The 13869-nt window shown below is 72.9% G+C and carries 16 protein-coding genes; 8 read left to right on the top strand and 8 right to left on the bottom strand.

Translation table 11 applies throughout. The features are described from left to right. Positions 1-85: 85 nt before the first annotated feature. Both ACIRB7_RS09390 and ACIRB7_RS09385 read left to right on the top strand, forming a co-directional pair. Positions 86-1615, top strand: a complete 1530-nt coding sequence (locus ACIRB7_RS09390; RefSeq protein WP_403594726.1) for a long-chain fatty acid--CoA ligase — start codon at positions 86-88, stop codon at positions 1613-1615. Between the two features lie 122 nt (positions 1616-1737). Further along, positions 1738-2178, top strand: coding sequence for a CoA-binding protein (locus tag ACIRB7_RS09385; protein WP_403594723.1), 441 nt, complete (start codon positions 1738-1740; stop codon positions 2176-2178). A 53-nt stretch (positions 2179-2231) separates the two neighbouring features. On the opposite strand, the gene ACIRB7_RS09380 is transcribed toward ACIRB7_RS09385, so the two are convergent. Together ACIRB7_RS09380 and ACIRB7_RS09375 are read right to left on the bottom strand one after the other, a co-directional pair. Next, positions 2232-2795 (bottom strand): YbaK/EbsC family protein, encoded by a 564-nt coding sequence (locus ACIRB7_RS09380; RefSeq protein WP_403594720.1) that lies wholly within the window; start codon positions 2793-2795, stop codon positions 2232-2234. A gap of 44 nt (positions 2796-2839) precedes the next feature. Next, a complete protein-coding gene (locus tag ACIRB7_RS09375) occupies positions 2840-3412 on the bottom strand; it encodes an XRE family transcriptional regulator (protein WP_351217915.1) in 573 nt (190 codons plus the stop codon). Positions 3413-3516: 104 nt separating this feature from the next. On the opposite strand from ACIRB7_RS09375, the gene ACIRB7_RS09370 reads away from it, so the two are divergent. Next, positions 3517-4380, top strand: a complete 864-nt coding sequence (locus ACIRB7_RS09370) for an EamA family transporter (RefSeq protein WP_403594718.1) — start codon at positions 3517-3519, stop codon at positions 4378-4380. A gap of 27 nt (positions 4381-4407) precedes the next feature. Here ACIRB7_RS09370 and ACIRB7_RS09365 read toward each other — a convergent pair whose 3' ends face one another. Next, positions 4408-5175, bottom strand: a complete 768-nt coding sequence (locus ACIRB7_RS09365; RefSeq protein ID WP_403594715.1) for an acyltransferase — start codon at positions 5173-5175, stop codon at positions 4408-4410. Between the two features lie 135 nt (positions 5176-5310). On the opposite strand from ACIRB7_RS09365, the gene ACIRB7_RS09360 reads away from it, so the two are divergent. Further along, positions 5311-5838, top strand: a complete 528-nt coding sequence (locus ACIRB7_RS09360) for a gamma carbonic anhydrase family protein (RefSeq protein ID WP_403594712.1) — start codon at positions 5311-5313, stop codon at positions 5836-5838. An 84-nt stretch (positions 5839-5922) separates the two neighbouring features. On the opposite strand, the gene ACIRB7_RS09355 is transcribed toward ACIRB7_RS09360, so the two are convergent. Together ACIRB7_RS09355 and ACIRB7_RS09350 are read right to left on the bottom strand one after the other, a co-directional pair. After that, positions 5923-6582, bottom strand: a complete 660-nt coding sequence (locus ACIRB7_RS09355) for a DedA family protein (protein ID WP_403594710.1) — start codon at positions 6580-6582, stop codon at positions 5923-5925. A 193-nt stretch (positions 6583-6775) separates the two neighbouring features. Then, positions 6776-7228, bottom strand: coding sequence for a DUF4442 domain-containing protein (locus ACIRB7_RS09350; RefSeq protein ID WP_351217925.1), 453 nt, complete (start codon positions 7226-7228; stop codon positions 6776-6778). A 106-nt stretch (positions 7229-7334) separates the two neighbouring features. Here ACIRB7_RS09350 and ACIRB7_RS09345 point away from each other — a divergent pair, with 106 nt between their 5' ends. Both ACIRB7_RS09345 and ACIRB7_RS09340 read left to right on the top strand, forming a co-directional pair. Next, positions 7335-8453, top strand: a complete 1119-nt coding sequence (locus ACIRB7_RS09345) for a hypothetical protein (RefSeq protein WP_403594707.1) — start codon at positions 7335-7337, stop codon at positions 8451-8453. Positions 8454-8638: 185 nt separating this feature from the next. Beyond that, entirely contained in the window at positions 8639-10009 is a 1371-nt protein-coding gene (locus ACIRB7_RS09340) for an MFS transporter (RefSeq protein ID WP_403594705.1), read from the top strand. Here the strand turns inward: ACIRB7_RS09340 and ACIRB7_RS09335 are convergent. Beyond that, complete coding sequence (locus tag ACIRB7_RS09335) at positions 9971-10816, bottom strand: spermidine synthase (protein WP_403594702.1); 846 nt, start codon at positions 10814-10816, stop codon at positions 9971-9973. The genes ACIRB7_RS09340 and ACIRB7_RS09335 overlap by 39 nt on opposite strands. 101 nt (positions 10817-10917) lie before the next feature. Next, entirely contained in the window at positions 10918-11643 is a 726-nt protein-coding gene (locus ACIRB7_RS09330; RefSeq protein WP_403594699.1) for a DNA alkylation repair protein, read from the bottom strand. Positions 11644-11834: 191 nt separating this feature from the next. Between ACIRB7_RS09330 and ACIRB7_RS09325 the strand changes: the two genes are divergently transcribed. After that, positions 11835-12626, top strand: coding sequence for a TVP38/TMEM64 family protein (locus ACIRB7_RS09325; RefSeq protein ID WP_403594696.1), 792 nt, complete (start codon positions 11835-11837; stop codon positions 12624-12626). 25 nt (positions 12627-12651) lie between these two features. Here ACIRB7_RS09325 and ACIRB7_RS09320 read toward each other — a convergent pair whose 3' ends face one another. Further along, positions 12652-12852, bottom strand: coding sequence for a hypothetical protein (locus ACIRB7_RS09320; protein ID WP_403594693.1), 201 nt, complete (start codon positions 12850-12852; stop codon positions 12652-12654). 134 nt (positions 12853-12986) lie between these two features. Here ACIRB7_RS09320 and ACIRB7_RS09315 point away from each other — a divergent pair, with 134 nt between their 5' ends. Then, positions 12987-13862: an undecaprenyl-diphosphate phosphatase gene (locus ACIRB7_RS09315; protein WP_403594690.1), complete on the top strand. Its 876-nt coding sequence runs from the start codon at positions 12987-12989 to the stop codon at positions 13860-13862. Positions 13863-13869 lie beyond the last annotated feature (7 nt).

The raw sequence follows: 13869 nt of genomic DNA, 5'->3' as shown, positions 1-13869 counted from the left end.
GGCCTGCGGGCGGTGCGCCGACGGATTCTGGGCCGTGTCACCGATCGTCAACAGAGCTGTTGACTCCGCGTCCCTGGAGCGTGTCATGTCACTGAGCGTCGCCGGCGTGCTTGGCGAGTCCGCCCGCCATTTCCCCGACCGGATCGCCGTCGTCGAGGGCGCGACCCGGCTCACCTACGGGGAGCTGTGGACGGAGGCCCTGCGGTGCGCCGCCGGGCTCCGCGAGGCCGGGGTGAAGCCGGGAGACCGGCTGGCCGTCCTGCTGCCGAACACGATCGAGTTCCTCCGCGTGTACTACGGCGCGCTCGCCGCCGGTGCGACGGTCGTCCCGGTGCACGCGCTGCTCGTCGCCGACGAGGTGCGGTACGTCCTGGAGCACAGCGGCGCGGTCGGCATCGTGAGCGGCGGGCCGCTGTGGGCGGTCGCCGACGAGGCGGCGCGGGCGGCCGGGGCGCGCGCGTTCCCGGGGGCGCCCAGCGCGGCGGAGCCGCTGGCCGCGCCGGAGCCGGCCGAGCCGTCGGACATCGCCGTGATCCTGTACACGAGCGGGACGACGGGCCGTCCCAAGGGCGCGCTGCTCACCCACCTCAACATCATCATGAACGCCTCGGTGACCTCGCAGGACCTGCTCGGGCTCGGCGCCGGTGACGTGGTCCTCGGCTGTCTGCCGCTGTTCCACAGCTACGGCCAGACCTGCGCGATGAACGGGACCCTCCGGCAGGGCGCGACGCTCGTCCTGATGCCCCGGTTCAGCGGCCCGGCGGCCCTGCGGGTGCTCGCGGACGAGGGCGTCACGGTCTTCATGGGCGTACCGACGATGTACCACGCCCTGGTGGAGGCGGCGGCCGGTTCCGAGGTACGTCCGGCGGCCCTGCGCGCCGCGGTGTCGGGCGGGGCGGCGCTTCCGGTCGCCGTCCTGGAGCGCTTCGAGGAGACGTTCGACACCCAGGTCCTGGAGGGCTACGGCCTGACGGAGACCTCGCCGGTCGCGACGTTCAACCAGCCGCACATCGGCCGGAGGCCCGGTACGGTCGGGCACCCGGTCTGGGGCGTCGAGGTCGGCGTCGCGGACGCGGCCGTCGACCGGGAGATCGTGCTGCTCGCGGACGGCGCGACCGGGGAGGTCGTGGTGCGCGGGCACAACGTCTTCGCCGGGTACCTCGACGACCCGGAGGCGACGGCCGCGGCGGTCGTGGACGGCTGGTTCCGGACGGGTGACCTCGGCGTACGGGACGAGGACGGCTTCCTGCGGATCGTCGACCGGAAGAAGGACCTGGTCATCCGGGGCGGGTTCAACATCTACCCGCGCGAGGTCGAGGAGGTGCTCGTGCGCCACCCCTCGGTCTCGGAGGTCGCGGTGATCGGCGTCCCCGACGAGGCGAAGGGCGAGGAGGTGTGCGCGGTGGTGGTACGCCGGGAGGGCGCCGCGCCGCTCTCCGACGAGGAACTCGTGGACTGGTCGCGGGAGCGTCTCGGCCGCCACAAGTACCCGCGGATCGTGCGTTTCGTCGACGAACTGCCGCTGGGCCCGACGGGCAAGGTCCTGAAGCGGGCGCTGGTCCGGCACTCCGACGGTGAGCGGGAGGTGCGGGTCGATGACGGAGCGGGGACCTGAGGTCCGTACCCGGTACGGGGGAAGCACGGCACGGGGGGCAATTCATTGCCCCGGGGAATCACGGCCCGGGGCGGCTCGTTGACCGGGGAGACAGGCCGCGCCGAGGAAGGGCAGCAGAAACGATGAGCGTCGACACCACGACCACGGAACCCACCGAGTACTCCGCGTCGGAGACCGTTCGGCGGATCCTCACGTCCACCGGCGACACGTGGGCGGTGGTGGGACTCTCCTCGAACCAGGGGCGGGCGGCGTACGGCGTGGCGGCGGTCCTCCAGCGCTTCGGGAAGCGGATCGTCCCGGTCCACCCGAAGGCGGAGACGGTCCACGGCGAGCAGGGCTACGCCTCGCTCGCCGACATCCCCTTCCCGGTCGACGTCGTCGACGTGTTCGTCAACAGCGAGCAGGCCGGCGGGATCGCCGACGAGGCCGTCGCGATCGGCGCCAAGGCGGTCTGGTTCCAGCTGGACGTCATCGACGAGTCCGCCTTCGCCCGCACCCGCGCGGCGGGCCTCGACATGGTCATGGACCGCTGCCCCGCGATCGAGATCCCCCGCCTGACCTGACGGGGGCCGCGGGCCAGGCGTCGCGACCCCGGCCATGATCCGCCGGACACGCCCTAGCCGACCGGGACGCCCAGCCCCTCCAGGACGACGGCGCCCGGCAGTTGGGCGAAGGCCTTGCCCGGCAGGATGAGCTTGCCGCGGCGGCGGCCGCTGCCGATCAGGACCCACTCGGTGTCCACCACGGCGGCGTCCACGAGGAGGGGCCAGGCGTCGGGAAGGCCGACGGGGGTGATGCCGCCGTACTCCATGCCGGTCTCGCCCGTCGCGGTGTCCATCGGCGCGAACGAGGCCTTGCGGGCGCCGAGATGCTTGCGTACGACCCCGTTGACGTCGACCCGGTCCGCCGACTTCACGACGCACGCGGCCAGGGTCGTCGTGTCGCCGCGCCTGCCCGCGACGATCACGCAGTTGGCGGACCGGTCGAGCAGCTCGGGTCCGTGGTGTTCCACGAAGACGGCGGTGTCGGCGATGGCCGGGTCGGTGTCCACGTACAGCAGTTGATCGGCCGGTACGGGCCCGGTCCATGCGCGGACCGCGGCGGCGACGGGGCCGGTCAGCAGGTCGAGGCGGTCCTGGGCGGGCGTGGCGTCGTCGAAGTCTCCGATGGGTGCGCGCATGCCTCGCACGCTAGCAACCGGAGCCGGGCGGGCGGCCGCCCGTCTCAGCGTACGGGCGGGATGGAGACGGCCATGGTCATCTCGGCGGGCTCGGTGCCGTCGTTGCGGTAGGCGTGCGCCGTGTTGGCCTCGAAGACGGCGGAGGTGCCGGCCGGCAGGGTGTGTTCCTCCCCGTCGACGACGAGGGTGAGGACGCCGGAGGTGACGTTCAGCAGCTCGACCGTGCCGTCGGGGTGCGGGTCGGAGGCGCTGCCGTCGCCCGGCATGAGGGTCCAGGACCAGAGCTCCAGGGGACCGCGGGCCTCGGTACCGACGAGGAGCGTGGTGTGGCTGCCGGTGGAGGTGGACCACATGCGGACGGCCTGGTCGGGCGGGACGAGCCGGACCTGGGGGCCCTGCTCGTAGTCGAGGAGGGTCGTGATGGAGACGCCGAGGGCGTCGGCGAGCTTCACGGTGGTGCCGACGCTGGGGTTGGTCCGCGCCTGCTCGATCTGGATGATCATGCCGCGACTGACGCCCGCCCGTGCGGCGAGGGCGTCCAGGGTGAGGCTCCGCTCCTTGCGCCAGCGCTTCAGGTTCCGGGCGAGCGACTGCGTGAGCTGATCGAGGTCCGACACATTCCGTCCAATATTTTGGATGACAGAGTTCAATGAACTGAACTACGGTGGGGTGCACCCGATTGTTCACTGCACTGTACTGCCGTCCGTGACTGCGAGGACCCATGACCGCCCTGTTCGCCCTGGCCACCAGCCTCCTGTGGGGCCTCGCCGACTTCGGCGGCGGGCTGCTCACCCGCCGGATCCCCGCGCTCACGGTCGTCGTGGTCTCCCAGGTCCTCGCGGTCCTCGTCCTCGGTACCGTCGTCCTCGCCACCGGCGCCTGGACGGAGGCGAGCCCGCAGCTCTGGTACGCCGTCGGGGCGGGCGTGGTCGGCCCCGCGGCCATGCTCGCCTTCTACAAGGCACTCGCGCTCGGCCCCATGGGCGTGGTCTCCCCGCTCGGCTCGCTCGGCGTCGTCGTCCCCGTCTCGGTCGGCCTCCTCGTCGGCGACCGGCCGGGGCTGCTCCAGTTCGCCGGGATCGCGGTGGCGATCGTCGGCGTGCTCCTCGCCGGCGGACCCGAGCTGCGCGGGGCGCCCGTCCAGCGCCAGGCGGTCCTGCTGACCCTCGTCGCGGCCTTCGGCTTCGGGTCGGTGATGGCACTCATCGCCGAGGCCTCCACGACGATCACCGGCCTCTTCCTCGCCCTGTTCGTCCAGCGGGTCACCAACGTCCTGGTGGGCGGCGCAGCCCTGTACGCCTCGGTGCGGCGCGGCGGCCGGGCCCTCCCCGAGGGCGGCCCCCAGGTGATCCGCGCGGCCCTGCCGGCGCTCGCCTTCGTCGGTCTCGCCGATGTCGCCGCCAACGGTACGTACGCGATCGCCGCCCAGCAGGGGCCGGTCACCGTCGCCGCCGTCCTCGCCAGCCTCTACCCGGTGGTGACGGCCCTCGCGGCCCGTGGCGTCCTCAAGGAACGCCTCCGCGCGATCCAGGCGGCCGGCGCTGGCCTCGCCCTCGTGGGCACGGTCCTGCTCGCGACCGGCTAGCGCCTCAGCTCCCGATCGGCCCGCGCCTCACGAGGGGACGGTCTCGGAGCTGCCGGTGCGCCCGGCCTCCCAGGCGGCGAGGGCCTCCAGCTGTGCGGCGGTGACGTGCTCCGGGATCGGGACGGGGGCAGGGGTGCGCAGCGGGGGCTGCCAGCCCTTCTCCGGGTCCCAGCCCCGGACGACCCTGGCCGGGGCGCCCGCCACGACCGAGTGGTCCGGCACCTCGCCCCGTACCACCGCGCCCGCGGCGACGACCACGTTCCGGCCGAGCCGGGCGCCGGGCAGGATCACCGCGCCCGTGCCGAGCCAGCAGCCGGGGCCGATGGTGACCGGCTCGGACCGGGGCCACTGGCGGCCGACGGGCTCGTCCGGGTCGTCGTAGCTGTGGTTGGTCGAGGTGATGTAGACGTACGGGCCGCAGTACGTGTCGGAGCCGATGGTCACCTTCGCGTCGGCGATGACATGGCTGCCCCGGCCGAGGACGACCCCGTCACCGAGCGTCAGTACGGTGTCCGTCCCGAGGTCGAGGCCCGGCAGCATCCCGGCCGTCAGCGTGACCTGTTCGGCGACGATGCAGCACTCGCCTATCTCGATCCACCGCTCGCCGAAGACCGTGCCCTGCGGGAAGGCGAGCCGGGTGCCCGCGCCGAGACGGCGGAAGCGCAGCTTCCCGGGGTGCTCGGCGGTGACGGAGCCGGCCTCCTGCACCCAGCGCCAGCCGCGCTGCACGGCGCGCGCGAGGACCCGGCGCCGCCAGGCGGCGAGGGAGGAGAACGTGTTTCTGTTCCTGGGCACCCGGACACCGTAGTCGGCGCCTTCGTACCTGATCGGTGCGGTGCCCTGTGATGTCCGTCATGAGCACGGCATAGGGTGCGGCCGGGGGTGGGAACCCCCGGGCGTGACACGACGGCTGACGATCAGGAGCGAACCATGACAGAGGCGTTGATCAAGGGTGTGGGCGGCAAGGAGCCGCAGCTCGACCCGACCGCCTTCACCGCCCCGACCTCCGTGATCCTCGGCGAGGTGACACTCGGCCCCCGCGCCAGCATCTGGTACCACGCGGTGCTGCGGGCGGACTGCGGTCCCATCGAGATCGGCGAGGACGCCAACATCCAGGACAACTGCACGGTCCACGTCGACCCGGGCTTTCCCGTCTCGATCGGGGCCCGCGTGACCGTCGGCCACAACGCGACCGTGCACGGCTGCGTCATCGAGGACGACGTCCTCGTCGGCATGGGCGCGACCGTCCTCAACGGGGCGCGGATCGGCGCCGGCTCGCTCGTCGCCGCGCAGGCGCTCGTCCCGCAGGGGATGGTGGTCCCGCCGGGTTCGCTGGTCGCCGGCGTGCCGGCGAAGGTGCGCCGTCCGCTGACCGAGGAGGAGCAGGCGGGCATCAGGCTCAACGCCGAGATGTACCTGCACCTCGCCAAGGCTCACGCCGAGGTCTTCGAGGACTGAGCCCTCAGCCGTACGGCCGGGGACACGGAGGAGGGCGGCACCCGCCGGCGGGTGCCGCCCTCCTCCCCGTACGACCAGGGGACGTCAGTCCGCGACGCCGACCGGCTCCGGCGCGGGCTCGGCGGCCTCCGCGTGCTCCGCCGCGGCCTTCTTGGCGCGGTTCTTGATGATCAGCATCGACGCGACACCGATCAGGACCGCGAGGACGAGGCCGAGCCACGAGAAGCGCTTCAGCCACGCCTCCGCGACGATCCCGACCGAGTAGATGACGGCCGTAGTGCCGCCGGCCCAGAGGATGCCGCCGAAGACGTTGGCGATGAGGAACTTCCAGTACGGCATCTGGAGCACGCCCGCGAGCGGCCCGGCGAAGATGCGGAGCAGGGCGACGAAGCGGCCGAAGAAGACCGCCCACATGCCCCACTTCTGGAAGGAGCGCTCCGCGAGAGCGATGTTCGCCTCGCTGAAGTGCTTGGGGAACTTCACGCCGAGCCAGGCGAGCAGGGGCCGCCCGCCCTTGCGGCCGATGGCGTAGCCGATCGAGTCGCCGATGATCGCGCCGGCGATGGCGCAGCCGCCGAGCACCCACGGGTTGATGTCGCCGTGCTGCGAGGCGAGCAGTGCCGAGCTCACGAGCACGATCTCGCCCGGCAGCGGGATGCCCAGGCTCTCCAGCCCGATCACCACCCCCACAAGGACGTAGACGGCGACCGCGGGGATCGTCTCCAGCCACTCCTGGACGTGCAACGCGGCTTCCTCCCGTTTCGACTGCCGTGCCGCGCCGGCCCGTGGTCGGGGGCCCTGGCGCCGGCGCGCGCCGCGGCGGCACGCCGGGGCAGCCTACCCGGTCGCGGAGGGGTGGCCGGTCCGGTGCCGGGCGGTCCGGAACACGGCCGCCCCCGTACCCAGGGGGTACGGGGGCGGCGCGTGGCGTCCGGGGTCAGGCGTTCGGGCGCAGGGTCCAGACGACGGTCATCTCGCCGGTCACGGCGCCGTCCTCGCGGGTGATGTCGATCCGCACCGGAAACTCGGGCCGCTCACCCGCGTCGAGCTCGGCGACGACCTCGGCGGCGGGGCGCCCCAGGGTGGCGGTGGCGGTGACGACGCCCTTGGCGAGCTTCTTGTAGCCGATCTCGGCCTTGACGGCGAGCGGCACCGCGCGGCCCAGCTGGTCGCCGAAGGCGGCGAGCACGATGGCGCCGCTGGCGGACTCGGCGAGCGTGAACATCGCTCCGGCGTGCGGGCCGCCGAGGTGGTTGTGATAGGCGGGCTGGTCCGGCAGGCGCACGACGGCGCGCTCGGCGGTGGTCTCCAGGAACTCCAGGTTCAGGGTTCCGGCCATGGGGACCGTGGCGGCGAGCATCTCGCCGACGGACATCTGGTCTGCGCTCATGGCCGTGATGTTACCCACCAGTAGCAGCCTTGGCCATACCCTCGCGGAGCCACGGTGCGGGGCCGGGCGTGGTCGAAGGGCCCGCGCACCTCTATGGTTACTGGCCATGTGGCCAGGACAGCAGCCGCCCGGGGGCGAGCAGAACCCGCAGGACCAGAGTCAGAACCCTTACCAGCAGCCGGGATACCAGCAGCCGAACCAGCAGCCGAACCCGTATCAGCAGCAGCCGACCCAGCCCGGGTACCCGCAGCAGCCGCCGGCCCAGCCCGGCTATCCGCAGCAGCCCGGCTACCCGCAGCAGGGGTACGGCCAGCAGCCCGGCTACGGCCAGCCGAACCCGTACCAGCAGCCGACCGTGCCGCAGCAGTACGCGGTGCCGGGCCCGGGCCTGCCCGGCGGCCCCGACGGCGGGAAGAAGAAGCAGACGACGCTGGTGGCGATCGTCGCCGCGATCGCCGTGGTCGCCGCGGCCGGTGTCACCGGCTTCCTCGTGCTCGGCAAGGACGAGGGCGGGCAGCCCACCGCCGGCGGCAAGAACTCGTCCGCGCCTGCGGCCCCGTCGGCGGACCCGTCGACGGACCCGAGCACTTCCCCGTCGATCGCCAACCCGCGCGACGGCGCCGCCCACCAGCCGACGATCCCCGGCTGGAAGGTCGTCTACAACCCGAAGTACAACACCCTCTTCGACGTACCGCCGGAGTGGGAGGTCCTGAAGCCCGGGATGATCACCGCCTTCGAGGACGAGAAGAAGAACGACGGCAGCCCCCTGATGACGATGACGTCGCCGGGGCGCCTCAAGGCCGAGTGGTGCACGTACGACGTCGACAAGAACGGCACCAACGAGACCTGGGGTCTGAGCACCGCCGGTACCAAGGGCGGCCAGGGCGCCAAGAACACCGGGGACGCCGCGTACGGCGAGGCCGGCTCGTGGGTGTGGGGCGGCTACGCGCAGCACATGCCCAAGGGCACCATCAAGATCACCAAGGCCGTGCCCTACAAGACGACGTCCGGGCTCACCGGCAGCATGTCGACCGCCACGGCGCCGGGCGTCAAGAAGCGCAACAAGTGCGAGACGGACGGCAAGTCGATCGCGTTCACCTTCAAGAACGCCGTGGGCGACTTCACGACCTGGGTGCTCTACGCGGCCGACGGCGTCACCGGCGAGCTGCCGGACGCCACCATCCGTCAGATCCTCTCGACGGTCCGCCTGGCACCGGATTCCTGACCCGCCGCCAGGTCGGCGGACCGGTCGCGGGACCGGTCCGCCGTCCGGACAACGGTTGGCGGGCCGATCCACCGACCGGACAACGGCTCGCGAGCGGATCCGCCGTCCGGACAACGGCTGACGGGGCGGTCCGCCGTCCGGATAACGGCTTGGCTTCGGGGCGGGTCGGCAGGGATAGTCCCGGGGTGAACAGACCCGCCGCCTCCCCCCGCCGTACCCCGCTCGGCTCCCGCCGCCCCGAGTGGGCCGGCCGCAACTACGTCCTCCTCACCGCCGCCACGATCGTGACCAACCTCGGCACGCACGGCGCCCTGATCGCCACGACCTGGGCGGTCTTCGAGTCCGGAGGCGACGCGGGCGACGTGGGGCTCGTGGCGATGGCGCGCTTCCTGCCGCTCGTCCTCTTCCTGCTGATCGGCGGCGCCGTCGCCGACCGGGTGCCCCGGCACCGGGTGATGGTCGCCGCCAACGCCCTCAACTGCGTCTCGCAGGCCGTCTTCGCCGCCCTCGTCCTCACCGGCGACGCCCGCATCTGGCAGATGATGGTGCTCACCGCGCTCTGCGGCACCGGCCAGGCCTTCTTCAACCCCGCGGCCGAGGGCATGCTGCTGTCGAGCGTCAGCGGCGAGCAGGCGAGCCGTGCCTTCGCCGTCTACCGGATGGCCATGCACAGCGCGACCATCGGCGGCGCCGCGCTCGGTGGCGCCCTCGTCGCCTTCGTCGGACCCGGCTGGGTGCTGCTGATCGACGCGGTCGCCTTCGCCGTCGCGGCCGGGCTGCGCGCCTTCCTGGACGTGAGCGGCATCCCCGAGCGTGCTCCGAGCGGCGGCCTCTTCGCCGATCTGCGGGAGGGCTGGCACGAGTTCGTCGGCCGACCCTGGCTGTGGTCGATCGTCGCCCAGTTCTCCGTGGTGGTGGGGCTGCTCGGGGCGGTCGAGTCCGTGTACGGGCCGCTGGTCGCGCGGGCCGAACTGGGCGGTGCGCGGCCCTGGGGCATCGCGCTCGCCGCGTACGGCGTGGGGACGCTCGCGGGCGCCGTCCTGATGTCCCGGTGGAAGCCACGGCGGATGCTGTTCGTCGGGACGCTGTGCGTGTTCCCGATCGCCCTGCCGTCGGCGGCGCTCGCCGTACCCCTCGACGCGGTGGGTCTGACGGCCGCGATGTTCGTGAGCGGTGTGGCCATCGAGGTCTTCGGCGTCTCGTGGATGACGGCCCTGCACCAGGAGATCCCGGAGGAGAAGCTGTCCCGGGTCTCGGCCTACGACTGGTTCGGCTCGACGGCCCTGCTGCCGCTGACGACGGCGCTCGCGGGCCCGGCGGAGAGCGCGTTCGGCCGGAGCGAGGCGCTGTGGGGCGCGGCGGCGCTCATGGTGCTCGTCACGGCCCTGGTCCTGGTGGTGCCGGACGTGCGGAACCTGACCCGGCGTCCGCACACGAAGGCCATCCCGGGCCCGGCTCCGACTCCCGCGCCGCTGCCTGGGCCGGCCCCCGTGTCGGCTTCGACTGCCCCTCCCGTCTCAGCCGATGCCGAAGGCGCCGTCCGGCGGGACGGGTGAGGGTACGGCCCCGGCGTCGAGGACCGGTTCCGCGCCTCCGGTGAACCGGGCGAGCGTCTCACCGTGCTCGACGCGCGCGGGGAACGCGTCCGCCGCCGCCCGTCGCGCGAGGTGGGCGATGTCGATCTCCCGGCCGGAGGCGACCAGGACCGCGTTCCCGAAGCGGCGGCCGCGCAGTACGGCCGGTTCGGCGACCAGGGCGAGCTCGGAAAAGACGGCGGCGAAGGTGGCGAGCTGGGAGCGGAGGAAGGCGAAGGGCGCCCCGTCGGCGAGGTTGGCGGCGTAGATCCCGCCGGCTCGCAGGACGCGCCGCACCTCGCGCGCGTACTCGACGGAGGTGATGTGGGCGGGGACACGCGAGCCGCCGAACACATCCCCCACGATCAGATCGGCCGAGGCTGCGGGGGCGGCTGCCAGCCACCGCCTGGCGTCCGCGGCGTGCACGCTGATCCCGGAGTCCGCGGGCAGCGGCAGGTGTTCCGCGACGAGGGCGAGCAGACCCCGGTCCGCCTCCACCACGTCCTGGCGCGAGCCGGGCCGGGTCGCGGCGACGTACCGGGGCAGGGAGAGCGCCCCGCCGCCCAGGTGCAGGACGTCGAGCGGTGCGCCGTCGTCGTCGGCGCCGTCGACGACGTGCGCGAGCCGGCGCGCGTACTCGAACTCCAGGTACGCCGGGTCGTCGAGGTCGACGTACGACTGGGGCGCGCCGTCGACCGTCAGGAGCCAGGCCCGCTCCCGGTCCACGTCGGGCATGAGGCGCGCGGTGCCCTGGTCGACCTCGCGGATGACGGGGATGTGCTCGTTCACGCGCTCATTGTGCCGGGGGCGCCGGTGGGGCGGGGGCGGCGGGTCAGCCGGTCCGGGCGGCGGGCGACGGCCCCAGAGCCGGGGGACGGCAGGTCGCGGCCTCAGAGGTGCTTGAGGGCCTCGCGGACGGAGAGGGGGGAGAGACGGCCGGTGTGCGTGGTGACGAAGGCGCGGACCTCGCCGGGTGCGGTCTTGGCGTATTCGCGCAGGGCCCAGCCGATGGCCTTGCGGAGGAAGAAGTCGGTGTCGGGGGCCCGGCGCAGGCAGTGGGCGAAGAGCCGGTCGGCGTCCGTGGCCCCCTTGAAGCGGAGCTGGTGGAGGAGCGCGGTGCGGGCCACCCACACGTCCTCCTCCTCGATCCACTCGTCCATGCGGGCACCGAGGGAGGGGTCGGCCGCGACGAGGCCGCCGACGACGTGGGCGGCGAGGTGGTCGACGGTGTCCCACCAGGAGACGGTGGTCACGAGCCGGCGGGCCACGGGCAGGAAGCCCGAGGAGCAGCGCTTCACATGGCGACGGAGGTAGTCCACGGCGAAGTAGTGGTACTCCCGCTCGGGGAGCGCGAAGCAGCGCAGGGCGACGGCGACGCAGTCGGCCTCGTCGGGGCGCGGTGTGCCGTCGAGGACGGTACGGGACAGGGCCCGGCGCTCCGGGGTGCGTACGCCGAGGAAAGGGGCGATGCCCTGCATGTACGCCGCCATCTCCTGCGCCCGGAAAGGGTTTCCGGCGGCCGGGTAGACGGTGGTGAGCCGGTCGAGGACGGTGTCGGCGAGGGCGCTGTGGGGCACGTCTCCGAGGCCGGCGTGCTGCGGCGCGGTGTCGGTCATGGGTCTCCCTGCCCTGGGGTCGTCCGGGCTGCGCGGGGTCGTCGGGGCTACGGCCCGTCGGGGCCACGGCCCTCCGGACATCACGCGCGTCCGTCCCAACGTGGCGCGCGTCCGCCCGGCCATCACGCGCGTCCGCCCGGACATGACGCACATTACGGCGATCATACGGACGCGTCCGTTACTCTCCCCGAATGCTCGCTCCCGTGCCCCGGCCGCCGGGCACCCTCGCCGTCCGCTGCTCCCGGGCCCTGCTCGCGCCCCGCGCGCGGCTCTCCGTGCTCGCGCTGCTGCTGCTCACTGCGGCGGCACTGGTGCTGCTGTACGAGCCCCAGCGGCTCCTCGCCTCGGGCTGGCCGCCGCGGACGAGCGGCGTCGGAGCGGTGCTCCTCTTCGGCCTCGCGTACGGGGTGTGCACGGCGGCGTTCGTACCGCGGCCGGTGCTGAATCTGGCGGCGGGCGCGCTGTTCGGTTCCGCCGCCGGTCTGACGGCGGCGGTCGCGGGGACGGTCCTGGGCGCCGGGATCGCGTTCACCCTCGGCCGGTTCCTCGGGCAGGACGCGCTGCGGCCGCTGCTGCGGGGGCGCTGGCTGATGGCGGCGGACGGGCAGTTGAGCCGGCACGGGTTCCGTTCGATGCTGGCGATCCGGCTGTTCCCCGGGGTGCCGTTCGCGGCGGCCAACTACTGCGCCGCGGTCTCCCGGATGGGGTACGCGCCGTTCCTCCTGGCGACGGCGCTCGGCACCGTGCCCAACACGGCGGCGTACGTCGTGGCGGGCGCCCAGGCCGGTTCACCGGGCTCCCCCGCCTTCCTCTTCTCCGCGGGCTTCATCGTCCTGTCGGGTCTGGCGGCCGCGGTGGTGGCCTGGCGCAAGCGGCACACACTGCGGGCCCCGGCCCCGGCCACGGGTCCGGCCACGGCCACGACTCCCGGCCCGTCCCCGGACGGCGCCCCGGAGCCGGAGCCGGTGGGCAGCGCGCGCTAGATCGCGCCGCCCCCTGACGACCGGGTCAGAGCGCCTCGACGATCATCGCGTTGGCGAGGACGATGGCACCGCCGTGGACGTTGACCTCGGCCGGATCGGCTCCGGTCTCCTCACCGCCGAGGCGCGTACCGTCGTCTTGGAGCACGAGTGCGGCGAGGTCCTCAGTCCCCGGCTCATCTGCGCCCACTGCGGCGGCGAGGCCGACCGCGAGACGCTCCGCGCCCATGTCAGGGCGCCCGGCTGGACGACGGCGGCCCGACGGACCCTCAAGAGGCCTGAGCACGGGCGATTCACCTCGGGACGGTACGCTGCGCACGACCTTCTGACCGCACACGTACATAACGGGACGGCCCTAGCCCCATGAGTTGGTTCGAATCGTTCATCCTCGGACTCGTCCAGGGGCTGACGGAGTTCCTTCCCATCTCCTCCAGCGCGCACCTCCGACTCACCGCGGCGTTCGCCGGCTGGCACGACCCGGGCGCGGCCTTCACCGCGATCACCCAGATCGGCACGGAGGCCGCGGTCCTGATCTACTTCCGCAAGGACATCGCCCGGATCATCTCGGCCTGGTTCCGCTCCCTCAGGGACAAGTCGATGCGCTCCGACCACGACGCCCAGATGGGCTGGCTGGTGATCGTGGGCTCGATCCCGATCGGTGTCCTCGGTGTCACGTTCAAGGACCAGATCGAGGGCCCCTTCCGCGATCTGCGGCTGATCGCCACCACGCTGATCGTCATGGGCATCGTCCTCGGCATCGCGGACCGGCTGGCCGCACGCGACGAGGCCGGCGGGCGCCACCGAGTGGTCCGCGAGCGCAAGACGCTCAAGGAGCTCGGCGTGAAGGACGGCCTGATCTTCGGCCTCTGCCAGGCGATGGCCCTCATCCCTGGCGTCTCCCGCTCGGGCGCGACGATCTCCGGCGGCCTGCTGATGGGCTACACCCGTGAGGCGGCCGCCCGCTACTCCTTCCTCCTCGCGATCCCGGCGGTCCTCGCCTCCGGCGTCTTCGAACTGAAGGACGCGGGCGAGGGCGGCCACGTCTCCTGGGGCCCGACGATCTTCGCCACGATCATCGCCTTCGTCGTCGGCTACGCGGTGATCGCCTGGTTCATGAAATTCATTACCACCAAGAGCTTCATGCCCTTCGTGATCTACCGGATCCTCCTCGGCATCCTCCTCTTCATCCTGGTCGGCACGGACGTCCTGAGCCCGCACGCGGGCGAGTCAGCCGGCTGATCAGCCG

The organism is Streptomyces sp. NPDC093795, assembly GCF_044764665.1.
In the GTDB taxonomy this organism is placed as follows: Bacteria; Actinomycetota; Actinomycetes; order Streptomycetales; family Streptomycetaceae; genus Streptomyces.
Note: the sequence above shows the minus strand (reverse complement) of the source record. Positions and strands in the feature narration are given on the sequence as shown.

What these genes read in the sequence shown, in the direction of transcription:
- ACIRB7_RS09390 (WP_403594726.1), top strand. Translation starts at nt 86, where the DNA reads ATGTCACTGAGCGTCGCCGGCGTGCTTGGCGAGTCCGCCCGCCATTTC.
- ACIRB7_RS09385 (WP_403594723.1), top strand. Translation starts at nt 1,738, where the DNA reads ATGAGCGTCGACACCACGACCACGGAACCCACCGAGTACTCCGCGTCG.
- ACIRB7_RS09380 (WP_403594720.1), bottom strand. Translation starts at nt 2,795, where the DNA reads ATGCGCGCACCCATCGGAGACTTCGACGACGCCACGCCCGCCCAGGAC.
- ACIRB7_RS09370 (WP_403594718.1), top strand. Translation starts at nt 3,517, where the DNA reads ATGACCGCCCTGTTCGCCCTGGCCACCAGCCTCCTGTGGGGCCTCGCC.
- ACIRB7_RS09360 (WP_403594712.1), top strand. Translation starts at nt 5,311, where the DNA reads ATGACAGAGGCGTTGATCAAGGGTGTGGGCGGCAAGGAGCCGCAGCTC.
- ACIRB7_RS09350 (WP_351217925.1), bottom strand. Translation starts at nt 7,228, where the DNA reads ATGAGCGCAGACCAGATGTCCGTCGGCGAGATGCTCGCCGCCACGGTC.
- ACIRB7_RS09345 (WP_403594707.1), top strand. Translation starts at nt 7,335, where the DNA reads ATGTGGCCAGGACAGCAGCCGCCCGGGGGCGAGCAGAACCCGCAGGAC.
- ACIRB7_RS09330 (WP_403594699.1), bottom strand. Translation starts at nt 11,643, where the DNA reads ATGACCGACACCGCGCCGCAGCACGCCGGCCTCGGAGACGTGCCCCAC.
- ACIRB7_RS09325 (WP_403594696.1), top strand. Translation starts at nt 11,835, where the DNA reads ATGCTCGCTCCCGTGCCCCGGCCGCCGGGCACCCTCGCCGTCCGCTGC.
- ACIRB7_RS09320 (WP_403594693.1), bottom strand. Translation starts at nt 12,852, where the DNA reads ATGGGCGCGGAGCGTCTCGCGGTCGGCCTCGCCGCCGCAGTGGGCGCA.
- ACIRB7_RS09315 (WP_403594690.1), top strand. Translation starts at nt 12,987, where the DNA reads ATGAGTTGGTTCGAATCGTTCATCCTCGGACTCGTCCAGGGGCTGACG.